At 72.3% G+C, this 25,061-nt stretch carries 24 protein-coding genes and 1 riboswitch; of the genes, 15 read left to right on the top strand and 9 right to left on the bottom strand.

Features of this window, described 5'->3' with window-relative positions:
• The first annotated feature begins 12 nt into the window (after positions 1 to 12).
• The 6 genes from MTES_RS09240 to MTES_RS09215 all read left to right on the top strand — a co-directional run bounded on the left by MTES_RS09240 (position 13) and on the right by MTES_RS09215 (position 7,237).
• Positions 13 to 1,731: a D-alanyl-D-alanine carboxypeptidase family protein gene (locus MTES_RS09240; protein WP_013584984.1), complete on the top strand. Its 1,719-nt coding sequence runs from the start codon at positions 13 to 15 to the stop codon at positions 1,729 to 1,731.
• Entirely contained in the window at positions 1,731 to 2,090 is a 360-nt protein-coding gene (locus tag MTES_RS09235) for a GntR family transcriptional regulator (RefSeq protein ID WP_043361274.1), read from the top strand. Before MTES_RS09240 ends, MTES_RS09235 begins: the two co-directional genes overlap by 1 nt.
• A 394-nt stretch (positions 2,091 to 2,484) precedes the next feature.
• Entirely contained in the window at positions 2,485 to 3,822 is a 1,338-nt protein-coding gene (locus tag MTES_RS09230) for an HNH endonuclease (protein ID WP_013584982.1), read from the top strand.
• A 427-nt stretch (positions 3,823 to 4,249) separates the two neighbouring features.
• A riboswitch (TPP riboswitch) is annotated at positions 4,250 to 4,341 on the top strand.
• Positions 4,333 to 5,154 carry a hydroxyethylthiazole kinase gene (gene thiM, locus MTES_RS09225; RefSeq protein ID WP_013584981.1) on the top strand — a complete coding sequence of 274 codons (822 nt, stop codon included), beginning with the start codon at positions 4,333 to 4,335 and terminating at the stop codon, positions 5,152 to 5,154. Its footprint overlaps the riboswitch before it by 9 nt.
• Entirely contained in the window at positions 5,151 to 5,786 is a 636-nt protein-coding gene (gene thiE, locus MTES_RS19865) for a thiamine phosphate synthase (RefSeq protein ID WP_013584980.1), read from the top strand. Before thiM ends, thiE begins: the two co-directional genes overlap by 4 nt.
• A complete protein-coding gene (locus tag MTES_RS09215; protein ID WP_013584979.1) occupies positions 5,783 to 7,237 on the top strand; it encodes a bifunctional hydroxymethylpyrimidine kinase/phosphomethylpyrimidine kinase in 1,455 nt (484 codons plus the stop codon). The genes thiE and MTES_RS09215 overlap by 4 nt, the downstream gene beginning before the upstream one ends.
• A 55-nt stretch (positions 7,238 to 7,292) precedes the next feature.
• Here the strand turns inward: MTES_RS09215 and MTES_RS09210 are convergent, their stop codons facing one another.
• The 5 genes from MTES_RS09210 to MTES_RS09190 all read right to left on the bottom strand — a co-directional run bounded on the left by MTES_RS09210 (position 7,293) and on the right by MTES_RS09190 (position 11,046).
• Positions 7,293 to 7,487 carry a DUF5302 domain-containing protein gene (locus MTES_RS09210; protein WP_013584978.1) on the bottom strand — a complete coding sequence of 65 codons (195 nt, stop codon included), beginning with the start codon at positions 7,485 to 7,487 and terminating at the stop codon, positions 7,293 to 7,295.
• A 40-nt stretch (positions 7,488 to 7,527) separates the two neighbouring features.
• Positions 7,528 to 8,454, bottom strand: a complete 927-nt coding sequence (locus MTES_RS09205; RefSeq protein ID WP_043362535.1) for a DnaJ domain-containing protein — start codon at positions 8,452 to 8,454, stop codon at positions 7,528 to 7,530.
• Positions 8,455 to 8,547: 93 nt separating this feature from the next.
• Positions 8,548 to 9,078: a spermidine/putrescine ABC transporter ATPase gene (locus MTES_RS09200; protein ID WP_013584976.1), complete on the bottom strand. Its 531-nt coding sequence runs from the start codon at positions 9,076 to 9,078 to the stop codon at positions 8,548 to 8,550.
• Positions 9,075 to 9,974, bottom strand: coding sequence for an LssY C-terminal domain-containing protein (locus MTES_RS09195; protein ID WP_013584975.1), 900 nt, complete (start codon positions 9,972 to 9,974; stop codon positions 9,075 to 9,077). The genes MTES_RS09200 and MTES_RS09195 overlap by 4 nt, the downstream gene beginning before the upstream one ends.
• 7 nt (positions 9,975 to 9,981) lie before the next feature.
• A complete protein-coding gene (locus MTES_RS09190; protein ID WP_013584974.1) occupies positions 9,982 to 11,046 on the bottom strand; it encodes an enoyl-CoA hydratase/isomerase family protein in 1,065 nt (354 codons plus the stop codon).
• Between the two features lie 110 nt (positions 11,047 to 11,156).
• Here MTES_RS09190 and MTES_RS09185 point away from each other — a divergent pair, with 110 nt between their 5' ends.
• The 3 genes from MTES_RS09185 to MTES_RS09175 are packed head-to-tail and all read left to right on the top strand — an operon-like array spanning position 11,157 to position 14,071.
• Complete coding sequence (locus MTES_RS09185; protein WP_013584973.1) at positions 11,157 to 12,386, top strand: ABC transporter ATP-binding protein; 1,230 nt, start codon at positions 11,157 to 11,159, stop codon at positions 12,384 to 12,386.
• Positions 12,383 to 13,198 carry an ABC transporter permease gene (locus MTES_RS09180; protein WP_013584972.1) on the top strand — a complete coding sequence of 272 codons (816 nt, stop codon included), beginning with the start codon at positions 12,383 to 12,385 and terminating at the stop codon, positions 13,196 to 13,198. Before MTES_RS09185 ends, MTES_RS09180 begins: the two co-directional genes overlap by 4 nt.
• A gap of 54 nt (positions 13,199 to 13,252) precedes the next feature.
• Positions 13,253 to 14,071, top strand: a complete 819-nt coding sequence (locus MTES_RS09175; RefSeq protein WP_013584971.1) for a TSUP family transporter — start codon at positions 13,253 to 13,255, stop codon at positions 14,069 to 14,071.
• Positions 14,072 to 14,197: 126 nt separating this feature from the next.
• Here the strand turns inward: MTES_RS09175 and MTES_RS09170 are convergent, their stop codons facing one another.
• Positions 14,198 to 14,596 carry a hypothetical protein gene (locus MTES_RS09170; RefSeq protein ID WP_231848063.1) on the bottom strand — a complete coding sequence of 133 codons (399 nt, stop codon included), beginning with the start codon at positions 14,594 to 14,596 and terminating at the stop codon, positions 14,198 to 14,200.
• Between the two features lie 100 nt (positions 14,597 to 14,696).
• Here MTES_RS09170 and cofG point away from each other — a divergent pair, with 100 nt between their 5' ends.
• From cofG to MTES_RS18480, 6 genes are all read left to right on the top strand, one after another.
• Entirely contained in the window at positions 14,697 to 17,177 is a 2,481-nt protein-coding gene (cofG, locus tag MTES_RS09165) for a 7,8-didemethyl-8-hydroxy-5-deazariboflavin synthase CofG (RefSeq protein ID WP_013584969.1), read from the top strand.
• Positions 17,174 to 18,667 (top strand): flavin-containing monooxygenase, encoded by a 1,494-nt coding sequence (locus MTES_RS09160; protein ID WP_043361269.1) that lies wholly within the window; start codon positions 17,174 to 17,176, stop codon positions 18,665 to 18,667. Before cofG ends, MTES_RS09160 begins: the two co-directional genes overlap by 4 nt.
• Positions 18,668 to 18,676: 9 nt before the next feature.
• Complete coding sequence (fgd, locus tag MTES_RS09155; RefSeq protein ID WP_013584967.1) at positions 18,677 to 19,687, top strand: glucose-6-phosphate dehydrogenase (coenzyme-F420); 1,011 nt, start codon at positions 18,677 to 18,679, stop codon at positions 19,685 to 19,687.
• Between the two features lie 120 nt (positions 19,688 to 19,807).
• A complete protein-coding gene (gene cofC, locus MTES_RS09150) occupies positions 19,808 to 20,446 on the top strand; it encodes a 2-phospho-L-lactate guanylyltransferase (protein WP_013584966.1) in 639 nt (212 codons plus the stop codon).
• Between the two features lie 320 nt (positions 20,447 to 20,766).
• On the top strand, positions 20,767 to 21,354 hold the full coding sequence (locus MTES_RS09145) for an RNA polymerase sigma factor (protein WP_043362529.1): 588 nt from the start codon (positions 20,767 to 20,769) through the stop codon (positions 21,352 to 21,354).
• Complete coding sequence (locus MTES_RS18480; RefSeq protein ID WP_013584964.1) at positions 21,347 to 22,420, top strand: CU044_5270 family protein; 1,074 nt, start codon at positions 21,347 to 21,349, stop codon at positions 22,418 to 22,420. The genes MTES_RS09145 and MTES_RS18480 overlap by 8 nt, the downstream gene beginning before the upstream one ends.
• 103 nt (positions 22,421 to 22,523) lie before the next feature.
• Here the strand turns inward: MTES_RS18480 and MTES_RS09135 are convergent, their stop codons facing one another.
• The 3 genes from MTES_RS09135 to MTES_RS19550 all read right to left on the bottom strand — a co-directional run bounded on the left by MTES_RS09135 (position 22,524) and on the right by MTES_RS19550 (position 25,055).
• The gene (locus MTES_RS09135; RefSeq protein ID WP_013584963.1) at positions 22,524 to 23,522 is read right to left on the bottom strand and encodes an IS481 family transposase; all 999 of its coding nucleotides are present in this window, start codon (positions 23,520 to 23,522) and stop codon (positions 22,524 to 22,526) included.
• Positions 23,523 to 23,761: 239 nt separating this feature from the next.
• Positions 23,762 to 24,727 carry a 2-phospho-L-lactate transferase gene (gene cofD / locus MTES_RS09130; protein WP_013584962.1) on the bottom strand — a complete coding sequence of 322 codons (966 nt, stop codon included), beginning with the start codon at positions 24,725 to 24,727 and terminating at the stop codon, positions 23,762 to 23,764.
• A 157-nt stretch (positions 24,728 to 24,884) separates the two neighbouring features.
• A complete protein-coding gene (locus MTES_RS19550) occupies positions 24,885 to 25,055 on the bottom strand; it encodes a hypothetical protein (protein ID WP_013584961.1) in 171 nt (56 codons plus the stop codon).
• Between the last annotated feature and the right edge of the window lie 6 nt (positions 25,056 to 25,061).

The following is a 25,061-nucleotide window of genomic DNA, read 5'->3' as shown; positions in this document are numbered from 1 at the left end:
TAGCGTGGGCGGGTGAACGAGCAGACTCCGGCCACGCGGCGAGCCGCGCGCGACTCCGCCGATCTGCCCGCTGATTCGTCGCCCTCGACGCCCGAGACCGAAGCCCCGAACGGCGATTCTCCCGCCGGGCCCGGGCCCGCGGCATCCACATCTGATTCGGCTGACGCCGCAACGCCCGCACAGGCAGCGCCGGCGGCATCCGCGCCTGATTCCGCAGCGCCCACGCAGGCAGCGCCGGCCGCATCCACACCTCTTTCAGCAGACGCCGCAGCGCCTACACAGGCCGGGCCCGCGGCATCCACACCTCATTCCGTCGACGCCGCGGCGCCCACGCAGCCCGCGCCGGCGGCATCCGTCCCCGCCGTTTCGGCTCCCCCGGCGGAACCCACCGCGGCCGCCCTCGGCGCGCTCGGGTGGGTCGACCCGGACGCCGCCGGTGCGCCGCGCCCCGCCCCCACGTTCGTCGTGTCCGGCGCCACCGGACGGTCCGTCGATCTCCTCGCCGGGCGTCGTCGGCGCAGGGCCCTTCGCCCCGCGACGGTCATCCCGACGGTCCTCCTGCTCCTGCTCGTCGGCGCGTACACCGCCGCGACGCTGCTGTGGCCGCTCTCGGCGGTTCAGCCCACGGTCCGATCCGTGGCCGTCCAGCCCACGGCGGCACCCCCGGCCGACCCCGCCTGGCCCGCGCAGGGGGAGGCTGCGATCGCGCTCGAGGGCGTGCCCGGCGAGCTCTCGTCGTCCGCAAGCGCCCCGGAGTCGATCGCCAGCATCACCAAGATCGTGACCGCTCTCGTCGTGCTCGATCGTCTCCCCCTGGCACCGGGCGAACAGGGCCCCTCGTACGCCTTCACGCAGGCCGACAGCGCGGACTACTGGCAGTACCGGGCGCGCGGGGAGTCCTCCCTCGACGTGCCCGTGGACGGCAGCCTGACCGAGTTGCAGATGCTCCAGGGCATGCTGATCGCGTCCGCGAACAACTACGCCCAGCGCTTGGCATCCGATCTCTTCCCCTCCAACGCCGATTTCGCCGCGGCGGCGAACGCGTATCTCGCGGAGCGGGGGATCACGGGCATCACGATCGTGAACCCGACGGGAATCGAGGCCGGCAACACCGCGACCCCGGCGGCCCTCATCGCCCTCGCCGAGAAGGCGCTCGCCAACCCGGTCATCGCCGAGATCGTCCGGACGCCCGAGCTCACCCTGCCCGGCGCCGGGTCGTTCAAGAACGGCAACCCGCTGCTCGCGGACCCCGGCGTGGTGGGGGTGAAGACGGGGACCCTCGACGCGTGGAACCTCCTGTCGGCGAAGGACTTCACCATCGGCACCGTGACGGTGCGCGCGTACGCCGCGGTCCTCGGCCAGCCCGGACCCGACGAGCGCAACCAGGCCAGCCGCGACCTCTACGCCCGCATCGCGGAGGAACTGCAGCCGCGCCCGTCGGTGACGTCGGGCACGGTGATCGGTCGCGTCGAGACACTCTGGGGACAGGATGCCGATGTCGTCACGACCGCGGACGCCACGGTCGTCCTCTGGAACAGCGCCGTCGCCGAGACCGTGACACAGTTCGACCTCGGCGACTCCCGCACGTCCGGTGACACCGTCGGCACGCTCACGGTGACCGGGCCCCTCAACACCGACACGGTCGACGCGCAGCTGTCGAGCACGATCGATCCGCCCGACCCGTGGTGGAGACTGACGCACCCCCTCGACCTGTTCGGGCTGAACGGCTGATGAGCGTGGATATCCGAGTGGATGCCACCTCTCCGATGCCGCCGTACGAGCAGGTCCGGACGCAGATCATCGCCGCGATCGACGTCGGTTCCGTCGTCGCGGGGACGCGCCTCGCGCCGGTCCGCACGCTCGCGGCCGACCTCGGGCTCGCGGCGAACACGGTCGCCCGCGCGTACAAGGAGCTCGAGGAAGCGGGCTACGTCGAGACCCGCGGTCGCGCCGGGACGGTCGTGCGCGGCCGGGATTCCGCGGCGGCGCAGGCGGCTCAGGCTGCGCGCGCGTACGTCGACACCGTGCGCCGGCTGGGCGTCGCACCGGGTGATGCCGTGGAGCTGGTTCGGGCGGCGCTGGGCGGCTGAGCTTCGCGGGCGAGCTTTGCGGTGGGGAGATCTGCGGCGGAGAGCTCTGCGGCGGCTCGGGCCGCGGGGCGGGGAGCTCTGCGGCGGAGCGAGGTTTGCGGTTGGGCGCTGTGCGGCGGGGCTGAGGGGCGGCTCGGGCCGCGGTCGCGGTCGCGGTTGCAAACAGCGTCATGGATGCCGCGGCGGGCAGGCCGTGTGCGGTGAAGCCCGGCCAGCCGCCCCGCTCACGTCACCCACGCCGGTCGCCCCGCTCACGTCACCCACGCCGGACGCTCCGAGCAGCGCACACCGACGCCTCGGGACCACTCCTGCACATCGGAGCAATGTCCGGATTCGTCCTCATCGGGGCTGCTGAGGCCCCGGCAATGTCGGACCCCCTCGCTAGCATGCAAACATGTTCATGAACGTCTCATCGACACCCGCGGGTGGGGGGCCGCGGGCCCTGTCCGCGGTGCTCGGCGAGGTGCTCCGCACGGGTGCGGTGCTCGCTGCGGCGGAGGTGGCGCGTATGCGTGCGTTGGCGGAGGCGGGGCATCTCGCCCTGGATGTGATGGGGGAGCGGCCGGTGTCGTCGCGGGTGGCGGAGATGGCGTTGCGGGAGGTCGCGTCCGAGATCGCGACGGCCGAGCATGTCTCCGACCGCACGGTGCAGACCCAGATCGGTCGCGCCATGACCCTCGTCGATGACTACCCGGGCACCCTCACCGCGTGGGAGCAGGGGGCGATCACCCGCGCCCACGTGCACGCGATCCTCGAGATCGGTGCCCCCTTACCGGTAGAGGTCCGTGCCGAGTTCGACGCCCTCGCCGTGGCCACCGCCGAAGGCCTCAGCCCCGGCCGCCTCCGCACCCGCCTGGCCGTGCTGGCCGAGACCCTGCAGCCCACGACCATCACCGAACGCCACCAGCGGGGCCGTGACACCCGGTGCGTGCGGGTCGTGACCGGGCAGGACGGCATGTCCGACCTCGTCGCCACCCTCCCCACGGTCCTGGCCGTCGGCATCTACGACCGCCTCACCCAGCAAGCCCGGGCGATCATCGACACCCGCGGTGACACCCCCCTCACGGCCACGGATGAGCGCACCACCGCGCAACTGCGCGCCGACGTCCTCGCCGACCTCCTGCTCACCGCCGCCCCCGACGCCGACCCCACCCGCACCGACGACGGACCCGGCACCCTCGGCACCATCCGCGCCCGCGTCCAAGTCGTCGTGCCCGCCCTGACCATGCTCACCCCGCAGCAGGAGAACACCGACCCCGCCGAACTCATCGGACACGGTCCCCTCGACGCCGACACCGCCCGCGCCCTCACCGAATCCACCACCACCCCCTGGGATCGCGTGATCACCCACCCCATCACCGGGGCCGTGCTGCACACCGACACCTACCACCGCACCACCGCGATCGACCGGTACCTCCGCGCCCGCGACCGCCACTGCCGATGGCCCGGATGCACCGTCCCCGCCATCCGCTCCGAAATCGACCACACCCTCGACTACGCCCTCGGCGGCCCCACCCACATCCGAAACCTCGCCCACCTCTGCCAACGACACCACACCCAAAAACAATTCACCCGCTGGAGCGTCACCCAACTCCCCGACGGAATCCTCGAATGGACAAGCCCCACCGGCCGCACCTACCGCGACGAACCCCTCCCCTACTCACCCACCATCAAATTCCTCCCCGACGACCCACCCGAACCCGAACCCGAACCCGACCATGCCCCGTTCTGAACCGATCCCTCACACCCGCGCACCCACTACCGCGCTTGCGCTCGCCCACGTACTACCGCGTGCGCCCGCCCACGCACCACCGATCTTGCGCTCGCCCGCGCACCACCGCTTGCGCTCGCCCACGCACTACCGCTTGCGCTCACCCGCGCACCACCACGCTTGCGCCCGCTCGTGCCGCCGCGATCCCGCTCAGCTGCTACCGCTCGCGCGCCGCCACACCCCGCACGCACCCCACCCGCGGCTGCACACGCAAGTCGCACGCGCACAGCCGCCCACCACACACGCACCGGATCCCCACCCGCACCCGCAACTCACGTCGACCCCACACGCGTCGGGCGAGCCCCGGCCCCCGGCCGTAACCCGCCGCGTAACCCGGCCGCGGAATCCACCGCGCAACCCCACGCAGGACCTCTGTGCTAGCGTCGCCCGCAGTGACACGGGGTGCCCGCCAGGGCTGAGAACACACCCGTCGAACCTGATCTAGTTCGTACTAGCGAAGGGATGTCGCGAATGGTCGTTCGCACGTCGTCGTCTCCGTCCGCCACTGCCTCCGGCCCCGGGGAAGCCCCCGCGAAAGCGCTGGCTCTCCTCCGCGAGGCCGCGCCGCTCACGCAGTGCATCACCAACGCGGTGGTGACGAACTTCACCGCCAACGCCCTGCTCGCCCTCGGCGCAGCTCCCGCGATGTGCGACATCCCCGGCGAGGCCGGAATGTTCGCGGGCATCGCGGGCGGCGTGCTCGTCAACCTCGGCACCCCCACCGCCGAGCAGCGCCACGCCGCGCGCGAGGCGGTCGCGGCGGGTACCCCCTGGGTGCTCGACCCCGTCGCGGTCGGAGCCCTCCCCGTGCGCACGGCACTCGCCCACGAGCTGCTCGACGCGCGGCCCGCGATCATCCGCGGCAACGCGTCCGAGATCCTCGCCCTGGCCGGCGCCGGTGCGGGCGGGCGCGGCGTCGACGCGACCGACAGCGCCGACGACGCCGTCGACGCCGCCCGCGCCCTCGCCGCGCGCACCGGCGGCACGGTCGCCGTCTCCGGCGAGACCGACCTGATCGTGGATGCCACCCGCACGGCCCGCGTCCCCGGCGGAAGCGTCCTGCTGACCAAGGTCACCGGCGGCGGCTGCGCCCTGGGCGCCGCGATGGCGGCCTTCGCGACCGTCAGCGAACCGTTCGACGCCGCGATCGCAGCGAGCGCCGTCTGGGCCGTGGCCTCGGAGCGGGCGGCATCCGGAGCCCGAGGGCCGGGATCGTTCGCCGTCGCCTTCCTCGACGAGCTCGCCCGCGTCCAGCCCGCCGACCTCGACGGCCGCGTGGAGATCGCGCGATGACCGACCTGTCGCTCCACCTCGTCACCGACCACCGCGTGCCGTTCTCGCGCCTGCGCGACATCGTCGATGCGGCCGTCGGCGCCGGCGTCACCGTCGTCCAATTGCGCGACAAGCTCGCCTCCGGCGGAGAACTCTTCGCCCGGACCCTCGACCTCGCCGACGTCGTCGCGGGACGCTGCACCTTCGTCGTCGATGATCGCCTCGACATCGTGCTGGCGGCGCGCGACCGGGGCGCGCGGGTCGACGGCATCCACCTCGGACAGAGCGACCTTCCCGTCGATGCCGCACGCGCCCTCCTCGGACCCGACGCCCTCGTGGGCTGGACGGCGAACACCCCGGCGCACCTCGCCGCGGCCGCCGCCTTCCCGGAGGGAACGGTCGACTACCTCGGCGTGGGCGTCATCCGCGCCACCGCGACGAAACCCGACCACCCGCAGCCGCTCGGCGTCGACGGATTCGCCGAGCTGGCGGCATCCACCGCGCTACCGTGCGTCGCGATCGGCGGCATCGGCGTCGACGACGTCGCCGCCCTGCGCCGCGCGGGAGCGGCGGGGGTCGCCGTCGTCTCCGCCGTGTGCGCGGCCGACGATCCCGGCGCGGTCGTGCGCGAGCTCCGAGCGGCCGCCGCATGATCCCCCGCGTCCTCAGCATCGCCGGCACCGATCCCACCGGGGGAGCCGGCGTCCAGGCCGACCTCAAGTCCATCGCCGCCTTCGGCGGCTACGGCATGGCCGTCGTCACCGCGCTCGTCGCCCAGAACACCCTCGGCGTCCGCGAAGTGCACGTGCCGCCGACGGCGTTCCTCGACGCGCAGCTGCGCGCGGTCAGCGACGACGTCGAGATCGACGCGGTCAAGATCGGAATGCTCGGCTCGGCCGACGTCGTCGCGACGGTCGACGCCTGGCTCGCCGCGGTGCGCCCGCCGCTCGTGGTCCTCGACCCGGTCATGGTCGCGACCAGCGGCGACCGGCTCCTCGACGGCGACGCCGAAGCCGCGGTCCGCGCGCTCTGTCGGCGCGCCGACCTGGTCACCCCCAACCTCCCCGAGCTCGCGGTCCTCGTCGACGCGCCCGTCGCGACCACGTGGGACGCCGCCGTCGCACAGGCCCAGACCCTCGCCGAGAGAGCCGTCACCACCGTCCTGCTGAAGGGCGGCCACCTGGGCGGCGCACAGAGCCCGGATGCCATCGTCGACACCGCCGGTGCGCACCCGGTGCCGGGACGCCGCGTCGCCACACGCCACACGCACGGCACCGGCTGCTCGCTGTCGTCCGCGATGGCCACCCTCGCCGCCCACGGCCTCCCGTGGCCCGCGGCCCTGGAGCGCGCGAAGCAGTGGCTCACCGGAGCCCTCGAGCACGCCGAAGCCCTCCGCGTCGGCCACGGCAACGGCCCGATCGACCACCTGCACGAACTCCGCCCGTACATCGACGTGGCCAGCGGGGACCTCGGCCGTTCGTGGAGCACGGAGCGCTGGGATGCCACCGCCTCGACCCGAGCCGACGTCGACGCCTGCGCGTTCGTGCGGGGATTGGCATCCGGAGACCTCGATCGCGCCGCGTTCGCGTGGTATCTCGGCCAGGACCTGCTGTACCTGCGCGAGTACGCGCGCGTCCTCGCGAGAGCCGCGGCGCTGGCGCCCTCGGTCGACGAACAGCGCTTCTGGGCCGCGGCCTCGGTGTCGTGCCTCGAGGAGGAAGCCGCGCTCCACCAGTCGCACGTCGACCCGATAGGACTCGAGCCCGCGGCATCGACCCTCGACTACACCGACCACCTGCACGCGGCATCCGCCTCGGGCTCGTACGCGATCCTGGTGGCCGCGATCCTGCCGTGCTTCGTGCTCTACACCGACATCGGCGTCCGCTGGCGCGGCACGTTCGACGCCGACCATCCCTACGCGGACTGGCTCACGGCGTACGGCGACGAGCGGTTCGCGGCCTCCTCGGCCACCGCCGCCAAGATCACGGATGCCGCCGCGCGCACGGCATCCCCCACCGTCCGGGCCGCGATGGCCGCGGCCTACGACCGCTCGATGGCCCTCGAGCTCGCGTTCTTCGAGGCGCCGCTCCGGCAGCCGGTGTAACGAGGGGCGCCGCGAACGAGACGCCGCGAACGGGCGCCGTACGCGGGCTCGCCGATCAGCCGCTCTTGCGGCGGAACTCGCGCTTCGTCACGGCAGCGTGCGTCCCGTGCACCGCGGAATTGCCGTCGAGGTGCGCCTGACCTGTGCGCTGCTGCCCGTTCTTCTTCTCCAGCGCCTCACGGAACTTGCGCTTCATGTCGGACGCCGCGTCCTCGGATCCGGGGGCGTCCGGGGTTTCGTCGGTACTCATGCCCCCACCCTAGGCGCACGCGCGCGGGCACGTCCGGGCGTCAGACGTGCCGCACCCGCTGCTGCAGGCGCGTGCGGATGTCGAACAGCTCCGTGCCGCCGACCTCGCGCGCGCCGGGAATCCCCCGCCGGAGCAGCGTCGTCAGAGCGCTGCGGGTCACGAGCGCCACGGGCATCCCCCGCACCTTGCCGAGGTCGGTGATCGCGTCGAGCACGGCGTCATCCGGCAGCACGACGATCGCCCCGCTGAAGCGCACCCCCGCCGCCCGCGCGACGACCCGGGCGCGGGAGACGAGCTGCGTGACGGGAGAGCCGATCACGTTCGCCCCCGAGATCTCTCCGCGCCGGACGCCCACCGGCCCCCCGAAGTCCTCGCTCAGCATCGCGTACAGCCCGCTGGGACCGAGCACGAGGTGATCGATCTTCTGCTCCGGATCCCGCCCGTCACGGTCGGCGAACACGTCGTGCCACACCGTGTACCCCATGCCGAGCTCCGCGACGAGTCGCGCCGTCTCCTCCTCGGCGAGCGCGTCGGCGAGGATGTGCCGGATCTCGGGAGGCGCCGAGCGCACGAGCGCCGGGTCGTACGGATCCGCGAGGTCGACCCCGCGCCCGACCCACTCGCGGATCAGCGACAGATACCGCTCGCGCCGCCAGCCCCCGGGCTGCCCGTGCGAGCGCGCCCGCGGGCGCGTGTCAGCCGGACGGGAGGGAGCGGATGCCGCCGGCCCCGCGCCCCATTCGCCGGACGAGGATCCGCGGCCGCGGTCGTAGGCCGCGCGCGCCTCGGGCGTTCCGACGAGCTCCCACGCGCGCTGGACCTGCACGAAGAGGGCCGCGTCGCCCCCGGTGTCGGGGTGCGTCTCGCGCAGGCGCGTGCGGTAGGCCCGGCGCAGGGTGTCGTCGTCGACGTCGACCGTCACGCGAAGCACCTCGTAAGCCGAGACCGACATCGGACTGTCGAACACCTGCGTCATCCCCTCCGCCGCGCGCGTGCGCGGCGCCTCTCAGGCTAACCCGCCGCGCCGGGACGAGCCCCGGGAGCGCCTGGCCGGTGAGGGTCAGCGGCGCTTCTCGTTGCGCCGCGCGAAGGCCGCGGCATCCCGACTCGACAGCGCGAGCAGCACGAGGATGTCCAGCGCGAGCGTGACGAGGCTCGTCGCGACGGTGATCTCGACGCCCGTCTCCCACCAGCTCACGAACGCCGTCGCGATCGAGATCGTCGACACGATCATGACGATCACCCGGGCGACGTTGCTCCCCCACAGCAGCAGGATGCCGAACACCACCTGCACGAGGAAGATGACGGCGATGATCCCGACGAACGCCTCGATGCCGATGCCGAGGTCGTCGATCGTCTGATCGGTGGGGATCGTGTTGTCGCCGTTCGCGAAGCCGGAGACCGACCTCAACCACGGCGGCAGACCGAAAGCGACCGAGGCTCCCCAGACCGCACCGGAGATCGCGCGCAGCAGCACGAGCACGCCGCCCGCGACGGTGGCGGCCGGCCGCCGCATCCGCGGATTGCGCACCACCGGCGGCGCGAGGGGTTCGAAGGCCGCACGCTTGCGCGGATGCCGCTGCGCACTCACCGCGGCGCCCCCACGTCGCCCGCGCCTCGGGCCGCGTGCCCGGGGATCGTGGCATCCGGGATCTCGGCATCCGGGATCTCGGCATCCGGAATCCGGACCGAACGGACGTCGAGGATCGGCAGGTCGCCGTCGGTCGTGATGCTGTCTCCCCCGCCGTTTCGCGAGTGGTAGCCGGTCGCGAAGTCGCGGATCACGTCGACCCCCACCCCGGGCACGCGCGTCACGCTCTCGACGATGTGGTCGCGCTCGATGTCGGTGTCGGCGTCGATGCGGTGCGTGACCTGGAGCGTGAAGAGCGAGAGTCCGACGGCCCGATCGAACGTGCCGGCCGCGAGCCAGTCCACCCGGCGCCCGCCCGGCAGCAGCCACCCGTCGGGGCACTGCCAGAAACGGACGTGGTGGCGCTGCGCCGGAGAGCCCGCGACCTCCTGCTGGTAGGCGAGGTCCTGCATGCGCCCGAACAGGAACAGCGGACTCACCGGAGCCGTCGGGTAGCTGCGTCGCCGCAGCGTCGACGTGACGATCCGCCACGAGGAGCCCCACCCCACCGGGTCGGCGGCGATCCAGCCGGCCTCGGCCATCGCGCGTTCGATGTCCTCCCGTTCGCCGAGCACGGCGAGGTTGACCGGGTCGCCGAGCAGCCCGTCAGAGGTGCGCGTGCGCCCCATGAAGTAGTCGGGCACGTAGATCGTCGTGAGGATCCGGTGCAGGCGCGGCAGCACGAGATAGGCGAGAAGCCCCCAGAAAGCGATCGCCAGCAGCACGCCCGCCCACCCCACCTGGAACGCCTGTGTGAGGCTCAGATACGCCAGCCAGATGGCGGCGAGACCCGCGAACACGAAGAAGAAACCGTCGAGCAGATGCCCGACCGACCACCGACGCGTTCTGCGGGTCACGGGCGTCTCACCAGAGCGGCGTCGCGGGTTCGTGGGCGAGGGCGGATGCCACGACCTCGGGCCCGAGGTCCTCGTGCCGCCCCGGCGACCACGTCGGTGACCGGTCCTTGTCGATGAGCTGCGCGCGGATGCCCTCGACCAGGTCGGGCTGGGTCTGGGCGAACCACATGACCAGACCGTACTCCTGCGCGAGCGCGGCCCGCAGATCCGGGAGCGTCCGCGCCCGGCGGACGGCGGCGAGCGTCACCGCGACGGCCGTCGGCGCGGATGCGGCCAGCAGCTCAGCCGTCTCGTGCGCCTCGGCCTCGGGACGCGCGCGGAGGCGCTCCAGGATGCCGTGGACGTCATCGGCGGCGAACGCGTCATCGATCCACGGTCGCGCAGCCTCCAGGCGGGAGGGGCCCGCAGTCTCGTCGAACAGCAGCACCAGCTCGGTGGGACTCGCCGGATCCGCCCGCACCTGGAACGCGTCGTAAAGAGCCGGCAGGTGGGCCGTGGGCACCAGGTGGTCGGCGAATCCCGCGTAGATCGCGTCGGCGGCATCCATCGTCGCCCCGGTCAGCCCGAGGTATTCGCCCAGCCGGCCGGGCGCGCGGGAGAGCAGCCAGGAGCCGCCCACGTCGGGGGTGAAGCCGATGCGGGTCTCGGGCATCGCGAGAAGCGAGTTCTCGGTGACGATGCGGATCGCGGCGTGACCCGCGAGGCCGATGCCGCCGCCCATGGTCACCCCGTCCGCGATCGCGACGACGGGCTTCGGGTAGGTCGCGATGAGGTGGTCGAGCGCGTACTCCTCGCGGAAGTAGGTGTGCACCTCGTCGACCCGGCCCTCCACGACAAGCCCGTGCAGCGCGCGGACATCGCCGCCCGCGCAGAAGCCCCGCTCGCCGGCTCCGTCGAGCAGGATCAGCTCGATGTCGGTGTCGTCCTGCCACCGGTCGAGGGCCGCGGCGAGGTCGCGGATCATGTCGAGCCCGAGGGCGTTGATGGCCCGCGGTCGGTTGAGGGTCAGATGCCCGACACCGCGGAGGGCTTCCGCCCACACGGGGTCGTCGTCGGCTCGCTGAGCGTTCACGCTGCCACGTTACACAGGCGCCTCGCGGGCCCTCCGCCCGTCCGGACGTGCGTTTTCGGCCCCGGATCGGGGAAGATGGGCAAGAACGCCCGCCGAACGAAAGGTGCCGCATGCCCGAGGGACAGGTGCTCGAACTCACCGGCCTGACCAAACGGTTCGGTGCGGTCTCCGCCGTCGACTCCCTCGACGCGCGCGTCGAACCCGGTCTCGTCACCGGCTTCCTGGGGCCGAACGGCGCCGGCAAGACCACCTCGCTGCGCATGCTGCTCGGCCTGGTTCGCCCCACGTCGGGCACCGCCACGATCGGCGGTCAGCGCTACGCCGATCTCGCCTCGCCCCTGCAGACGGTCGGCGCGGCCCTCGAAGCCTCGAGCTTCCATCCCGGCCGCTCCGCCGCGAACCACCTCAAGGTGTACGCGCGCGCCGCGAAGCTCCCGACCTCGCGCGTCGACGAGGTGCTGGGCCTGGTCGGCCTCGCCGATGTCGCCGGACGCCGCGTCGGCGGATTCTCGCTCGGCATGCGCCAGCGCCTGGGCCTCGCCACGGCGCTCCTCGGCGACCCGGGCGTGCTCGTGCTCGACGAGCCCACGAACGGTCTCGACCCCGAGGGCATCCGGTGGATGCGCTCGCTGCTGCGTCACCTCGCCGAAGAGGGACGCACCGTCCTCATCTCCTCGCACCTGCTCGCCGAGGTGCAGCAGACCGTCGACGCGCTGCTGATCATCTCGCACGGCCGTCTCGTCTTCCAGGGCGGCGTCGAAGACCTCGCCGACCCCGACGAGTACGCCACCGTCGTCGACGCCCCGGACCGCGCGGCGCTGTCCGCCCTGCTGGACGAGCGCGGCATCCCGTACCAGTTGCTGCGCAACGGCTTCACGATCCGCCACCTCGAGCCGGTCGAGGTGGGCGCCCTCGCCGCCGGGGCCGGCATCGCACTGTCGAACCTGCAGAGCAAGGGCGCGAGCCTCGAGGACATCTTCCTCGAGCTCGTCAGCGGCGTGCGCGTGCACGCGAGCGCGGGCGGCACCACGGTCCCGGCCCCCGAGGTTCCGGCCGTCGCCCCCACCGCCGGAGTTCCGGATGCCGAGCCCCCGGCGCCCGCGCCCGACCCGGTGCCCGCCGCTGCCCCCGTGCAGTCCGTTCCCGAGCCGGCGCCCTCCACCGCGATGGTGTCGGTCGCCACCCCGCCCGCGGCCCCGACTCCGGCACCGCCTGTCGCCGCGCAGCCGGAGGCGCCCCGGTCGTCGTACTCCGTGGCATCCACGGGGGTCATCGACGTGGTGCCGCCTTCGCCCACGCCCGACCACGCAGCGTCCGACAACACGGAGGTGCAGCGATGAGCCTCGTCGCCGTCACGCGTTCCGAGTACACCAAGCAGTTCTCCACCGCCGGGTGGTGGGTGCTCGCGATCGTGCTCGTGGTCTACGTCGCCTTCACCGCCGGGGTGCTTGCCCTCGTCTTCGGCGGTGTCGCCTCCGGCCGGCTCACGGGCAGCGGGCCCACCCCGCAGACCGACGGGCTCGCGGGTCTCGTCTACAGCTCCGCGAGCGGAGTCGGCTACGTCTTCCCGCTGCTGGTCGGCACCCTCATGGTGACGACCGAGTTCCGCCACAAGACGCTCACCCCGACGTTCCTCGCCACCCCGCGTCGCGGGGTCGTCCTCGGGGGGAAGTTCTTCGTGGGGATCGTGGTCGGCCTGCTCTACGGCATCCTCGGATCCGCCGCCGCGGTCGCCGCGGGCGCCGGTGTCCTGAGCATCTTCGGCGTCGACCCCGAACTCGGCTCGTCCGACACCTGGACGCTCATCGGACGGATGCTGCTCGCGTTCGCGCTGTGGGCCGTGGTCGGGATCGGCGTCGGCACCGTGGTGCGCAACCAGGTCGCCGCGATCGTCATCGTCCTCGCCGTCACTCTCTTCATCGAGCCGATCGTGCGCACCCTGGGCGGGCTCGTCTCGGGCTTCAGCGACGTCGTGAAGTGGTTCCCCAGCGCCGCGAGCGACGCGCTCGTGGGAAAGACGATCTTCGGCGCGATGTCGGCCGGCGGCTCGGGTTCGCTGGACTGGTGGGTCGGCGGTCTGGTGCTGCTGGCGTACGCGGTGGTCTTCCTCGTGATCGGCCTCTTCACGACCTGGCGTCGCGACATCGACTGAGGTCCGCGCGCTCAGCGCATTTGGCGCCGCCGACCGCGTCGGTGAGAATCAACCGTGCTCGATGGACCGGTGATCGCCGAGTGGCTCCCCGTCTCGGTGGCCGCGCTCGTCGTCCTGCTCATCGCCGCGGGCGTGGCCGGCTGGGTCGACGCGGTCGTCGGCGGCGGCGGGCTGATCCAGCTGCCGGCCCTGGTCGTCGGGGTCCCGAAAGACGTCGCGACACCGTTCATCCTCGGCACCAACAAGCTCTCGTCGTTCTTCGGCACGCTCTCGGCCAGTTGGGTGTACCTGCGCAAGATCAGGGTGCAGCTCGTGCTGCTGCTCCCCCTTGTCGTCGGCGCGTACGCCGGTTCCACGGTCGGCGCCGCCCTCTCCCGCTACATCGCGCGCGAGGTGCTGACACCGATCGTTCTGGTGGCCGTGATCGCCGTGGCGCTCTACACGCTCCTGAAGCCCAAGATGGGCCTCGAGCACGAGCCCCGGTACAGCGCGCCGACCGCCATCGCCTGGCGGGCGGCGGCGATCGGTCTCGCGGTCGGCTTCTACGACGGCATCCTGGGGCCGGGCACGGGGTCGTTCTTCGTGATCCTCATCGTGAGCGTCCTCGGCTACGGGTTCCTCCAGGCGAGCGTCAACGCCAAGATCGCCAACCTCACCACGAACCTCGCCGCTCTCGCGGTCTACGGCGTGCACGGCGAGATCCTCGTCGTCCTGGGCCTCGCCATGGCCGTGATGAACGTCACGGGCGGGTTCATCGGCGCGCACATGGCGACCCGCCGCGGCAGCGGTTTCGTGCGGATCGTCTTCCTCGTGACCCTGTCGATCCTCATCGTGAAGCTCGCGTGGGACACGGTGGCCTCGTTCACGTCCTGAGCGCGTTTCTCCGCGGTGGGCCGTCACGTCGTTGAGTGGTCGTTGAGTGTCCAAGAAACCCGGACGTCTCAGAAAATCGTCCGGGTGTTGTGGACACTCAACCCGGTAACGGCGACCCGCGGGATGTCAGGCGACGATGTCGGCCACGTCTTCGGGCTCGGATGCCACATCCAGGCGCAGCGCCTTGAGCAACGCCACGCCGTGCTTGGTCGTGAGCACGAGCCGCTCGAACTCGTCGTGACCCGTCAGGTCGATCACCACACTGGGCTTCCGACCCCGGATGATGACGAAGTCGTTTCCGCCCGCGGACTTCCACGTCCCCGCCCCGACCGCCACCGGGAGGTTGATCCCGGGGTTCGGGACGCCGCGGAGCCACGTCCACGCGTCGTCGGTCAACTGGACGCGGTCGATGTGCTCGCGCGGGACGACGATGTTGTTCTTGCGGAAGGAGAGCGCGCGCTCGGTCGGCGACAGCACGACCTCGAGCTGCGTCGAGTCGAGCAGCAGGGTCACCATGGCATCCATCCTGCCAGCCCTCGCGGATCCCCACCGGGCACGACCCTCACGAGACGGCAACGATCGCGAACCCGGCCCGGATGTCGGAGGCGAGGGATAGCCTGGAGCGATGAGTACGGGCAGTGTGGCGCCGCGAGTCGCACCGGCCCGAGGCGCATCGATCGACGATCTTCTCGCGCGCGTCAGCGCCGGTCACCGACCGGACGTCGACGAGACCGAGCAGCTTCTGCACGCCCCGCTCGACGACCTGTTTCGCGTCGCCGGGGCCCTCCGCGACGAGGGCCTGGCCCGCGCGGGCCGTCCCGCGGTTCTGACGTACTCCCGCAAGGTCTTCGTCCCGCTCACCACCCTCTGCCGAGACCGGTGCCACTACTGCGTCTTCGTCGACACGCCGGGCCAGCTCAGCCTGTTGCGCAAGCCCACCTACATGAGTCCCGAACAGGTGCTCACGGTCGTGCGCCAGGGCCAGGCGCTCGGCTGCAAAGAGGCGCTGCTCACCCTCGGCGACCGGCCCGAAGAGCGCTGGCCCGAGGCGCGCGTGTGGCTCGACGAGCACGGTTTCGCCTCCACGATCGACTACGTCGCCCACATCGCGCGGCTCATCACGGCCGAGACGGGCATGCTCGCGCACGCCAACCCCGGCGTCATGCACCCCGACGAGCTCGAGGCGCTGCGCCCGGTCTCGCCGTCCATGGGCATGATGCTCGAGACCACGTCCCGGCGCCTGTACGAGGAGCCGGGACAGGTCCACTTCGGCTCCCCCGACAAAGACCCCGCGCTGCGCCTGAAGGTGATCGGCGACGCCGGGGCCGCCGGCATCCCGTTCACGACCGGCATCCTCGTGGGCATCGGCGAGACGGTGCGCGACCGCGCGGAGTCGCTCGTCGCCCTGCGCGAGCTCGACGACCGCCACGGGCACGTGCAAGAGATCATCGTGCAGAACTTCCGCGCGAAGCCCCGCACGGCCATGCAGGGCGCGCCCGACGCCGACCTGGCCGAGTATCTCGCCGCCGTCGCGACGGCGCGACTGGTCTTCGGTGCCGACATGCGCATCCAGGTGCCGCCGAACCTGTCCGATCCGCGCGAACTCGGTGCCCTGATCGCGGCTGGCATCGACGACTGGGGCGGGGTCTCTCCGCTCACCGCCGACCACGTGAACCCCGAGCGCCCCTGGCCGCAGATCGACGACCTCGCCGCGCAGACGGCGGCCCACGGCTACACGCTCCGCGAGCGCCTCACCGCGCATCCCGAGTTCGTCCAGGATGCCGCGCGCTGGATCGACCCGGCCCTTCACGCGCCCGTGCACGCGCTGGCGGATGCCGAGGGGCTCGCGGCCGATGTGATCCCGCGCGCCGCGGCAGAGGGAGGGGCAGGGACGGAGGGAGGATCCTCCGCCGATCTCCCGTCCTCCGCTCGTCCCTCCTCCTCCGCTCGTCACGCCGAAGGCAGAGACCCCGGGGTGAAGCGGCTCGCGGAGCGGGCGGCATCCGATCCCCTCGCTCTCGACGACGCGGACTGGACCCGCCTGCTCCGCGCCACCGGCACCGAGCTCGACGCCCTCACCGCGACCGCCGACGACGCGCGCCGCTACACCGTGGGCGAACCCATCACCCTGGTGCAGAACCGCAACCTCACCTCGACGGGATTCCGGCGCACCGGCCGCGCGGGAACGGGCGAGTTCGATCTCGACGACGCCGCCGCGATCGCCGCCGACGCGGCCGACCTCGGCGCCACCGAGATCTGCATCCAGGGCACCCTCCGCTCCGATGAAGACCCGTCGGGCTACCTCGACCTCGTGGGGGCCGTGAAGCGCGGGGCTCCCGGCATCCATGTCCACGCCTACCGTCCCGCGGACGTGCGCGATCTCGCGGACCGCGGCGGACTCGGACTCGCCGGTGCCCTCGCCGCGCTGCGCGAAGCGGGCGTCGACACCGTGCCGGGTACGGGCGTGAAGATCCTCAGCGAGCGGGTGCGCGCTCTCGTCGCGCCGGGCGACCTCGACATCGATCGCTGGGTCGAGGGCATCACCGCGGCGCACCGGGCGGGGTTCCGCTCGACCTCGGTGCTCTTCTACGGACACGTCGAGACGGCCGAAGAGCGCGTCGCCCACCTGCGCCGCCTGCGCGAGATCCAAGCCGACACCCGCGGCTTCGCCGAGTTCGTGCCCATCCCGCTGCCCGGCGGCGACGTCCCCCTGGTCGCGGGACGCAGTCCCCTCGACGAGCACCGCGCGATGGTCGCCGTATCGCGCCTACTCTTGTCGGGCAGCATCCCGCACGTGCAGATCCCGTGGACGCGCGTGGGCCGTGACGCCGCCGCCGTCCTCCTGCGCGCGGGCGGAGACGACCTCGGCGGCACGCTCTACGACGGACGCGTGCTCCCCGACACGGGCATCGAACAGGGTCTCGAGCTCCCTGTCGCGGCCGCCGAGCGCCTGGCCCGGAGCCTCATGCGTCCGTTCCGCCGGCGGACGACCGACTACCGGGTCGCGGGCGGACACGTCGCGCCCGGTACCGCAGCACCCGGGAACGTCGCGCCCGGAGCCGTCGCGCCCGGAACCGCAGCACTCGGAAACGGGGCCCGCAGGTGAGGACCATCGACGTGGCGATCGTCGGTGCCGGTTTCGCCGGCCTCGCCATGGCGGGCGCCCTGCGCCGAGCGGGCCGCGACGACCTCGTCGTCCTCGAGCGCGCGGATGACGTCGGCGGCACCTGGCGCGACAACACGTACCCGGGCGTCGCGTGCGACGTCCCCGCGCACCTCTACAGCCTCTCCGCGCATCCGAATGCGCACTGGTCACGCACGTTCGCCCCGGGAGGCGAGATCCACGCGTACCTGCGAGACGTCGCGACGCGCGAGGGCCTCGGCGACCGCCTGCGGCTGCGCACGCCGATGCTCGGCGCGGAGTGGGATGCCGCCGAGGCGGTCTGGCGGATCGACACCGGCGCCGAACCCCTCGCGGCCCGCTCGCTCGTCCTCGCCTGCGGTCGCCTGACCGAGCCGCACGTGCCCGCGATCGCCGGGCTCGAGTCGTTCGAGGGCCCCCTGTTCCACTCCGCCCGCTGGGACCACGACGTCGACCTCACCGGCAAACGCGTGGCCGTCGTGGGCACCGGCGCGAGCGCCGTCCAGCTCGTCCCCGAGCTCGCCCGACGTGCCGCGCACGTGACGCTCTTCCAGCGCACGCCGGCCTGGATCGTCCCGCGCGGAGGGGGCGAGATCCCCCTCGCGGAGCGCGAGCGTCTCGCCGACAGCCCCGGCGACCTCGCGCGCCTCCGCGCGGAGCTCTACGCCGAGGGGGAAGCCCGCTTCGCCTCTCGCTCCGGCGACGCCGCGGCATCCGCCACCGCCCGCGCCGCGGCCCTCGCGCACCTGCACGCCCAGGTGTCCGACCCCGCGCTGCGCGCCGCCCTCACCCCCGACTACGCCTTCGGCTGCAAGCGCGTGCTGCTCTCGGACGCGTTCTACCCCGCCGTGGCGTCGGATGCCGTGACCCTCGAGCCCACGGCCCTGACCGCCGTCGAGGGGTCCACCCTCACGGCGGCGAGCGGCGAGCGGTACGAGGCCGACATCCTCGTCCTCGCGACGGGCTTCGCCTCGACCGAGCAGCCCTACGCCGACCTCGTGCGCGGCGACGAGCGCACCCTCGCCGAGCACTGGTCCGAGGGCATGACCTCGTTCGGCTCGACCGTCGTGGCGGGCTTCCCGAATCTCTTCGTCCTCAACGGTCCGAACGCGAGCCTCGGCCACAACTCGGCCGTCCTCATGGCCGAGGAGCAGGCCGCGTACGTCGTCCGCGCGCTCGCGGAGCGCGATCGCCGCCCCGACCGGACGCTACGCGTCCGCCCCGAGGCCGAAGCGGCGTACACGGACGAGATCGCCGCGGCCGCGGCATCCACGCCCTGGCTGACCGGCGGATGCCGCAACTGGTACGTCGACGACCGTTCGGGCCGGCTGACCCTGCTGTGGCCCGGCACGGTGCAGGCTTTCCACGAGCGACTCGTCGGGACCGACGGGTCGGAGTTCGAACCCGCTCGCGCCCCCGTCACCGGTTCCATCCCCACCCACCCGCACGGCTAGGAGACAGCGATGACCATTCCCCTGCGATTCGGATACAAGGCCTCGAGCGAACAGTTCGGGCCCAACGAGCTCCTCGACTTCGGCGTGCTGGCCGAGGAGATGGGCTTCGACTCCGTCTTCCTCTCCGACCACCTGCAGCCGTGGATGCACGACGGCGGCCACGCCCCCAACGCCCTCCCCTGGCTCGGCGCCCTCGGCGCCCGCACCGAACGCGTCATCATCGGCACGAGCGTGCTCACCCCGACCTTCCGTTACCACCCCGGCGTCATCGCCCAGGTCTTCGCGACCCTCGGCGTGATGTACCCCGGCCGCGTCGTCCTCGGCGTCGGCACCGGCGAGGCGCTCAACGAAGTGACGCTGGGTCTCGAGTGGCCCGAGGCCCCCGAGCGCTTTCAGCGGCTCAAAGAGGCCATCACGATCATCAACGAGCTCTGGGCCGGCGAGCGGGTCACCTACGAGGGCACCTACTACTCGGTGAAGGATGCCACGATCTACGACCGCCCCGAGCAGAAGGTGCCGATCTACATCGGTGCCTCCGGCCCCGCCGCCACGCGCCTCGCCGGTCGTATCGCCGAGGGATACATCACCACCAGCGGCAAGGATCCCGAGCTCTACACCGAGAAGCTCCTCCCCGCCCTCGACGACGGCCTGTCGAAGGCCGGTCGTACGCGCGACGACGTCGACACCCTCATGGAGGTGAAGGTGTCGTACCACCCCGACCACGACACCGCGCTCGAGAAGACGCGCTTCTGGGCCCCGCTCGCGCTCACGGCCGAAGAGAAGATGAGCGTCCACGACCCCATCGAGATGCAGCGCCTCGCGAACGAGCTGCCGATCGAGCGGGCGGCATCCCGCTTCATCGTGTCGACCGACCCCGACGAGCACGTCGAACGCATCGCGCGGTACGTCGACCTCGGCTTCCGCCACCTCGTGTTCCACGACCCCGGCCACGACCAGGAGCAGTTCCTGCGCATGTACGGCGAGGAAATCCTCCCCCGCCTGCGCAAGCGCTTCGCCTGAGTCCGGATAGAGGAGCCGCGGTGTCCCGCGCTCCGGAAAACCCGATCAACGCTGCATGTTCCGACGCGACACCGCTACCCCCAACCCGGAATGTCCGGAGTCCGGCACACAATGGATGCGATGAGCACTCCCGAGATCCGTGACGGCTGGACCGTCGTCGTGCCGGTCAAACCGGCCGCGCTCGGCAAGACGCGGCTGACCGCCGTGATGTCGGACCGCGAGGCCCTGGCCCGCGCGATCGCGCTCGACACGATCGCCGCCGTCGCCGCGACCGCTCGCGTCCGGCGCGTCCTCGTGGTGACCGACGACGCCGAGGTGCGCGCGCAGGTCGCGCAGTGGCCCGCGGTCGACGTCCTCGCCGAGGGCGAGGTCCGCGGCCTCGACGCGGCGATCGCGCTCGGGGCCGAGGCGGCGGGGGTGAGCGCTCCCCGGGCGGCGCTCCTGGGCGACCTCCCCGCCCTCGCCTCGCGCGATCTCGATGCCGCTCTGGCGCTCGCGGGCGAGGTCGAGCGGGGCCTGGTCCCGGATGCCGAGGGCACCGGCTCCACCCTCGTCACCGCCCGGCCGGGCGCGGTGTGGGTCTCGGCGTTCGGCGCCGATTCGGCGGCCCGCCACCGGCTGCTGGGCTGCACCGACCTGTCGGTCCCGCGGGAGTCGACGCTCCGCCGCGACGTCGACACCGCGGCCCAGCTGGCCGAGGCCGTCGCTCTCGGCGTCGGCCCGCGGACCGCGGCCGTGCTGCGCGCGGCGGTGGCCTGACCCGGACACCGCCCGCCGCAGTGGCCGCCGCTCGAACCCGGTCTCGGCCCGTCCGGACTACCGCCGTCGCCTGAGCCGCGCGCCCCGCTGCCGCCCGATCTCGCAGAATCGCTCGATTCTCGGAATTCTCCGGCGTCATCGTTCGAGATCCCCGCGATTCTCCGAGGAACCGTGCCGCGCGAGCGAGCACTGCGGGGCCGGGACGGCCCCCGTCGCAGGGGGGTCGTTCATCGTGGGAACGCACGCGCCACCGCAACGCGCTCACAAATATCGGGCGATCGAGAACCAATTCCGCGAATCGGACAATACCCACTGTGAGCATGCACGACGGCGACATCATCGTTCGGTCCCTGGCACACGGGGCCGCCTTCGCCGACCTCTACGACCGGCACCAGCGCGTCGTGCACCGCTACGTCGGCCGTCGCCTCGGCACCGCGTTCGCCGAGGACATCACCTCCGAGACCTTCCTGGTCGCCTTCGCACGCCGCGAATCCTTCACCGGCGGCCTCGACGCCCGGCCCTGGCTCCTCGGCATCGCGACCGTCCTCATGCAGAAGCACACACGACTCGAGGCGCGCGCCTGGCGCGGCATGCTCGCGGCCGACATCGCCCGCGTCCACGTCGACGACATCGAGTCCGCGGACGAGCGGATGGATGCCGACGGCCTCGCGCCTCATCTCGGCACCGCGCTCGCCGACCTCTCGCGTGGCGACCGCGATGTGCTGCTCCTGCACACCTTCGGCGAGCTCGACTACGCCGGGATCGCCGAGGCCCTCGGCATCCCTCTCGGCACCGTCCGCTCGCGCCTCAGCCGAGCGCGGCGGAAGGTCCGCGCCGCCATCGCCCCGCATGTCACCCCGCACGCCCTGCCGGCCCCCGGCCGAGAAAGAGAGCACCACCGTGGATGAGATCTCGCTGCTGACCCGCGTCCGGGCCGACCTTCCCGAGCGCACCCCCGACGACGTGATCCGCGGTCGCGCGGCGCTCCTGCGCGCGATCGAGGCGCCGCCTTCCCCGGCGCCGGCCCGCCGGCCCCGACTCCGGTGGATCTGGGTCGGGTCCGCCGTCGCCGCGACCTGCGCCCTCACCGGGGTGTTCGTGTTCGGCGGCGCTCTCGGCGCCCCGGGCGGCGCCGACCCCGCCGCGGCCGCCGTCCTGGGCTCGGCTGCAACGGCCGCACGCAGTGTCGTCGACCCGGTCGTCGGTCCCGGTCAGTACCTCGAGATCCGGACGGATGCCGTCTACGCGGCGACGGGCACGACCGAGGCGGACGCCGAGGTGGCCCGACAGGAGCGCGACGGCAACCTCGAGGACGGCGATTTCACGTCGTTCCTCGAGAGCGAGGTGCAGGCCCTGTGGGTACCCGCCGACCGATCCGGCGACTGGGTGGAGGTCCGGTGTGCGCGCACCCCGGTCCAGACATTCGGCCCCCGCTCCGAGACGTTCGCCGCCGAGATGGGCATCGTGGGAGGAGACAGCCGTCAGGTGTTCCCGGCCGGGAAGACCGAGTACGGCGCCCCCATCACGATGTTCGACGCCGACACCGCCGCCGACCTCCCCCGCGACCCTCGTCAGTTGCTGGAGAGGATCTACGAGGAGAACGGCTCGGCCGGTCCCTCCCGCGACGGCGAAGCGCTGGTCTGGCTGGCCGACCGACTGCGCTCGGGCACCGTCCCCGCGGAGCTGCGTTCGGTGTTCTACGAGACGGCAGCGCTGATCCCCGGCGTCACGATCACCGAGGAGCTGGCGACCCTCAACGGCCGCACGGGCACCGCGATCGGTCGCGACGAGGGGGCGAACGGCTTCCGCCAGGACATCATCATCGACCCCGAGACAGGCGCATTCATCGGCGAACGTCAGGTGCTGCTGCGCCCCGGCGCCGATCTACCCGCGGGAACGGCGACGGGCTCCACGTCGGTGACCACGACGGTCGTCGATGCAGCCCCCGAGGGGACCGCGCTGTGCGCGGAGTGACCGGCTTCGGTCCGGCTGACCTGTCACTGCCGCCGACGCAGTCGGTGACCCTCCTCGGTGAATCGGATGCCGTCACCCCCGCGTCCCCGGAACGCGGTCCCCGCTAGCTGTGCTGCCCAGGCAGGTTGGTCAATCTGCTGATGGGTGGGTGGCTTCCGATTGCGGTGTGGGGCCTGTGGTGATTGTAGGAGTGCAGCCAGGCCGGGAGCGCGTTTCGGCGGGCTGATTCGGAGTTGTAGTGCCGGGAGTAGGCCCAGCCCTCGGCGAGGGTGCGGTGGAAGCGTTCGATCTTGCCGTTGGTCTGCGGCCGGTAGGGGCGGGTGCGTTTGGGGTGGATGCTGAGCTCGGCGCAGGCGTCGCGCCAGGCGAAGGACCGGTAGGCCGAGCCGTTGTCGGAGAGGACACGTTCGACGGTGACGCCGCGTGCAGCGAACCAGCCGACGGCTCGGCGTAGAACGGCGATGGCGGTGGCGGCTGTTTCGTCGTCGTGGATCTCGGCGTAAGCGACGCGGGAGTGGTCGTCGATGACGGTGTGGACGAACGCGGTGCCCGTGATCATGTCGCCGGCGATGCCGCGTTTGCCGGTGTGTTTGGCTGTGATGGCGCGGTTGCGGTCGCCCTGGAAGCGGCCGACGTATCGCCAGCCGCCGCCGTCGGGGATGTTGCCGAGCTTTTTGACGTCGACGTGGATCATCGAACCGGGGTGTTCGTGTTCGTAACGGCGGGCGGGTTCGCCGGTGCGGACATCGACGTGGCTGAGCCGATTGATGTGGCAACGGGTGAGAACGGCGTGAACAGTCGACGCGGGCATCCCGAGCCGGGCGCCGATCCCGACCGGCCCCAGCCGCTGCTTCCATCGCAGGTGCACGACCTTGCGAACCAGCTGCCGCGGGGTCTTGCTCGGACTGCGATGAGGCCTCGAGGAACGATCGTGCATACCCTGTTCGCCCATTTCGACGTACCGGCGAGCCCACCGCTCCGCGGTGCGCCACGACACCCGGAAATGGGCCGCCGCCGCAGCGACAGACCAGCCGTCATCGACGACCTGCCGGGCGAGTCGAAGGCGTTGGCGCGGTGTCAGAGCAGCGTTAGCGTGGGTCACGAGGACCTCCTTGGTCATCGAGTGCGGGAACTAGACAGCTCCACTCTCGACCGGGAGGTCCTCACCCGTCCATCGCGTCACACCTCAACCAACGTCCCTGGGCAGCACAGCTAGCCCCTGCGCGCAGATTCGGAGATGCGCAACGGATTCGGATGAGATGGCCCACGGCATCCGGATCTGCGGCACATCTCCGAATCTGCTCGCGCCGTCTAGACACCGGGGAAAAAGCGAGCGGAAGCTCAGGCCCGCAGGGCCGCCTCGGCGATCTCCGCCGACGTCTCCTCGTCGCGCATCCACAGGGGCGCGACGACGGTATGGATCCCCACGGCCTCCACCTCGGGCGCGGCCGCGGCGTCTTCCTCCGCGAGCAACCACGCGTCCAGCACCCCGTCCGCCGACCGCGCGCCGTAGTGCCGAGCGACGGCGGCTGCCGAGGTCTCGACCCCGATCGCCGTCAGGCACACGTCCGCCATCCCGCGCACCACGCGCCCGCCGATGATCGGCGAGACACCCACCACACGCGCGGGGGTGGCGCGCAGCGCCTCCCGGATGCCCGGCACCGCGAGGATCGGACCGATCGACACGACCGGGTTCGACGGCGCCACCAGCACCACGTCGGCCTGCGCGATCGCGTCCGCGACACCGGGTGCGGGCGTGGCATCCGTCATCCCGGGGTTCTCGAACGCGCGCGGAGTCAGCTGCGCGCGATGGCGCGTCCACCACTCCTGGAAGTGCAGACGCCGCCCATCCTCGAGCAGCACGTGCGTGTCGACCTCGCTGTCGGTCATGGGCAGGAGCCGGATGCCGAGCGGCCAGCGCTGCGCCATCCGGGCGAGGACCTGGGTCGGGGTGAGACCCTCCCGCAGCCAACCCGTCCGGGCGAGGTGCGTGCCGAGGTCGAGGTCGCCGAGGGTGAACCAGGGCCAGCCGGCGCCCCACGCCTGCAACTCCTCATTGACGCGTTCGGTGTCGCCCGCGCGACCCCAGCCGCGCTCGGTGTCGTTGACGCCGGCGAGCGCATAGGTGATCGAGTCGACGTCGGGCTGCAGCCGCACCCCCGACAGCCAGAGGTCGTCGCCCGTGTTGACGACCACGGTGGCCTCCGGTGCCCCGAGGCGGCGGAGCGCAGCGCGCACCCCGAGGGTGAACTTCGACCCTCCGACTCCACCGGCGAGGACGACGACGCGAGGGGCGGAAGACTCCATCCGTCCAGTCTTCCATTCCGGTGACAGCGGCGGCGCCGCGCGGGACGCCCGGGCCGGCGCGGCCCCGACGACGCGACCTCGCCGGGGCGCGACCGCCGCGTCACCGCAGGCGCGCCACCGCAGGCGCGCCACCGCGGGCGCGCACCACCCCAACCCGTCAGGACGAGACGGTCCCGATGGGTCGCCACGTCGCACGACGCCGGCGCGGGCGACGCGCATCCACCCGTCCGGGAATCACGAGCGCCGGTCGACGCACCAGGGCGAGCGCCGCGACCACGATCACGGCGAGAGCGAGCGACAGGACGACGAGGACGGGGATGACGAGCATGCTCCC

The organism is Microbacterium testaceum StLB037 (genome assembly GCF_000202635.1).
Taxonomy (GTDB): Bacteria; Actinomycetota; Actinomycetes; order Actinomycetales; family Microbacteriaceae; genus Microbacterium; species Microbacterium testaceum_F.
The sequence above is the reverse complement of the archived record's forward strand: the minus strand, read 5'-3'. Positions and strand labels throughout refer to the sequence as shown.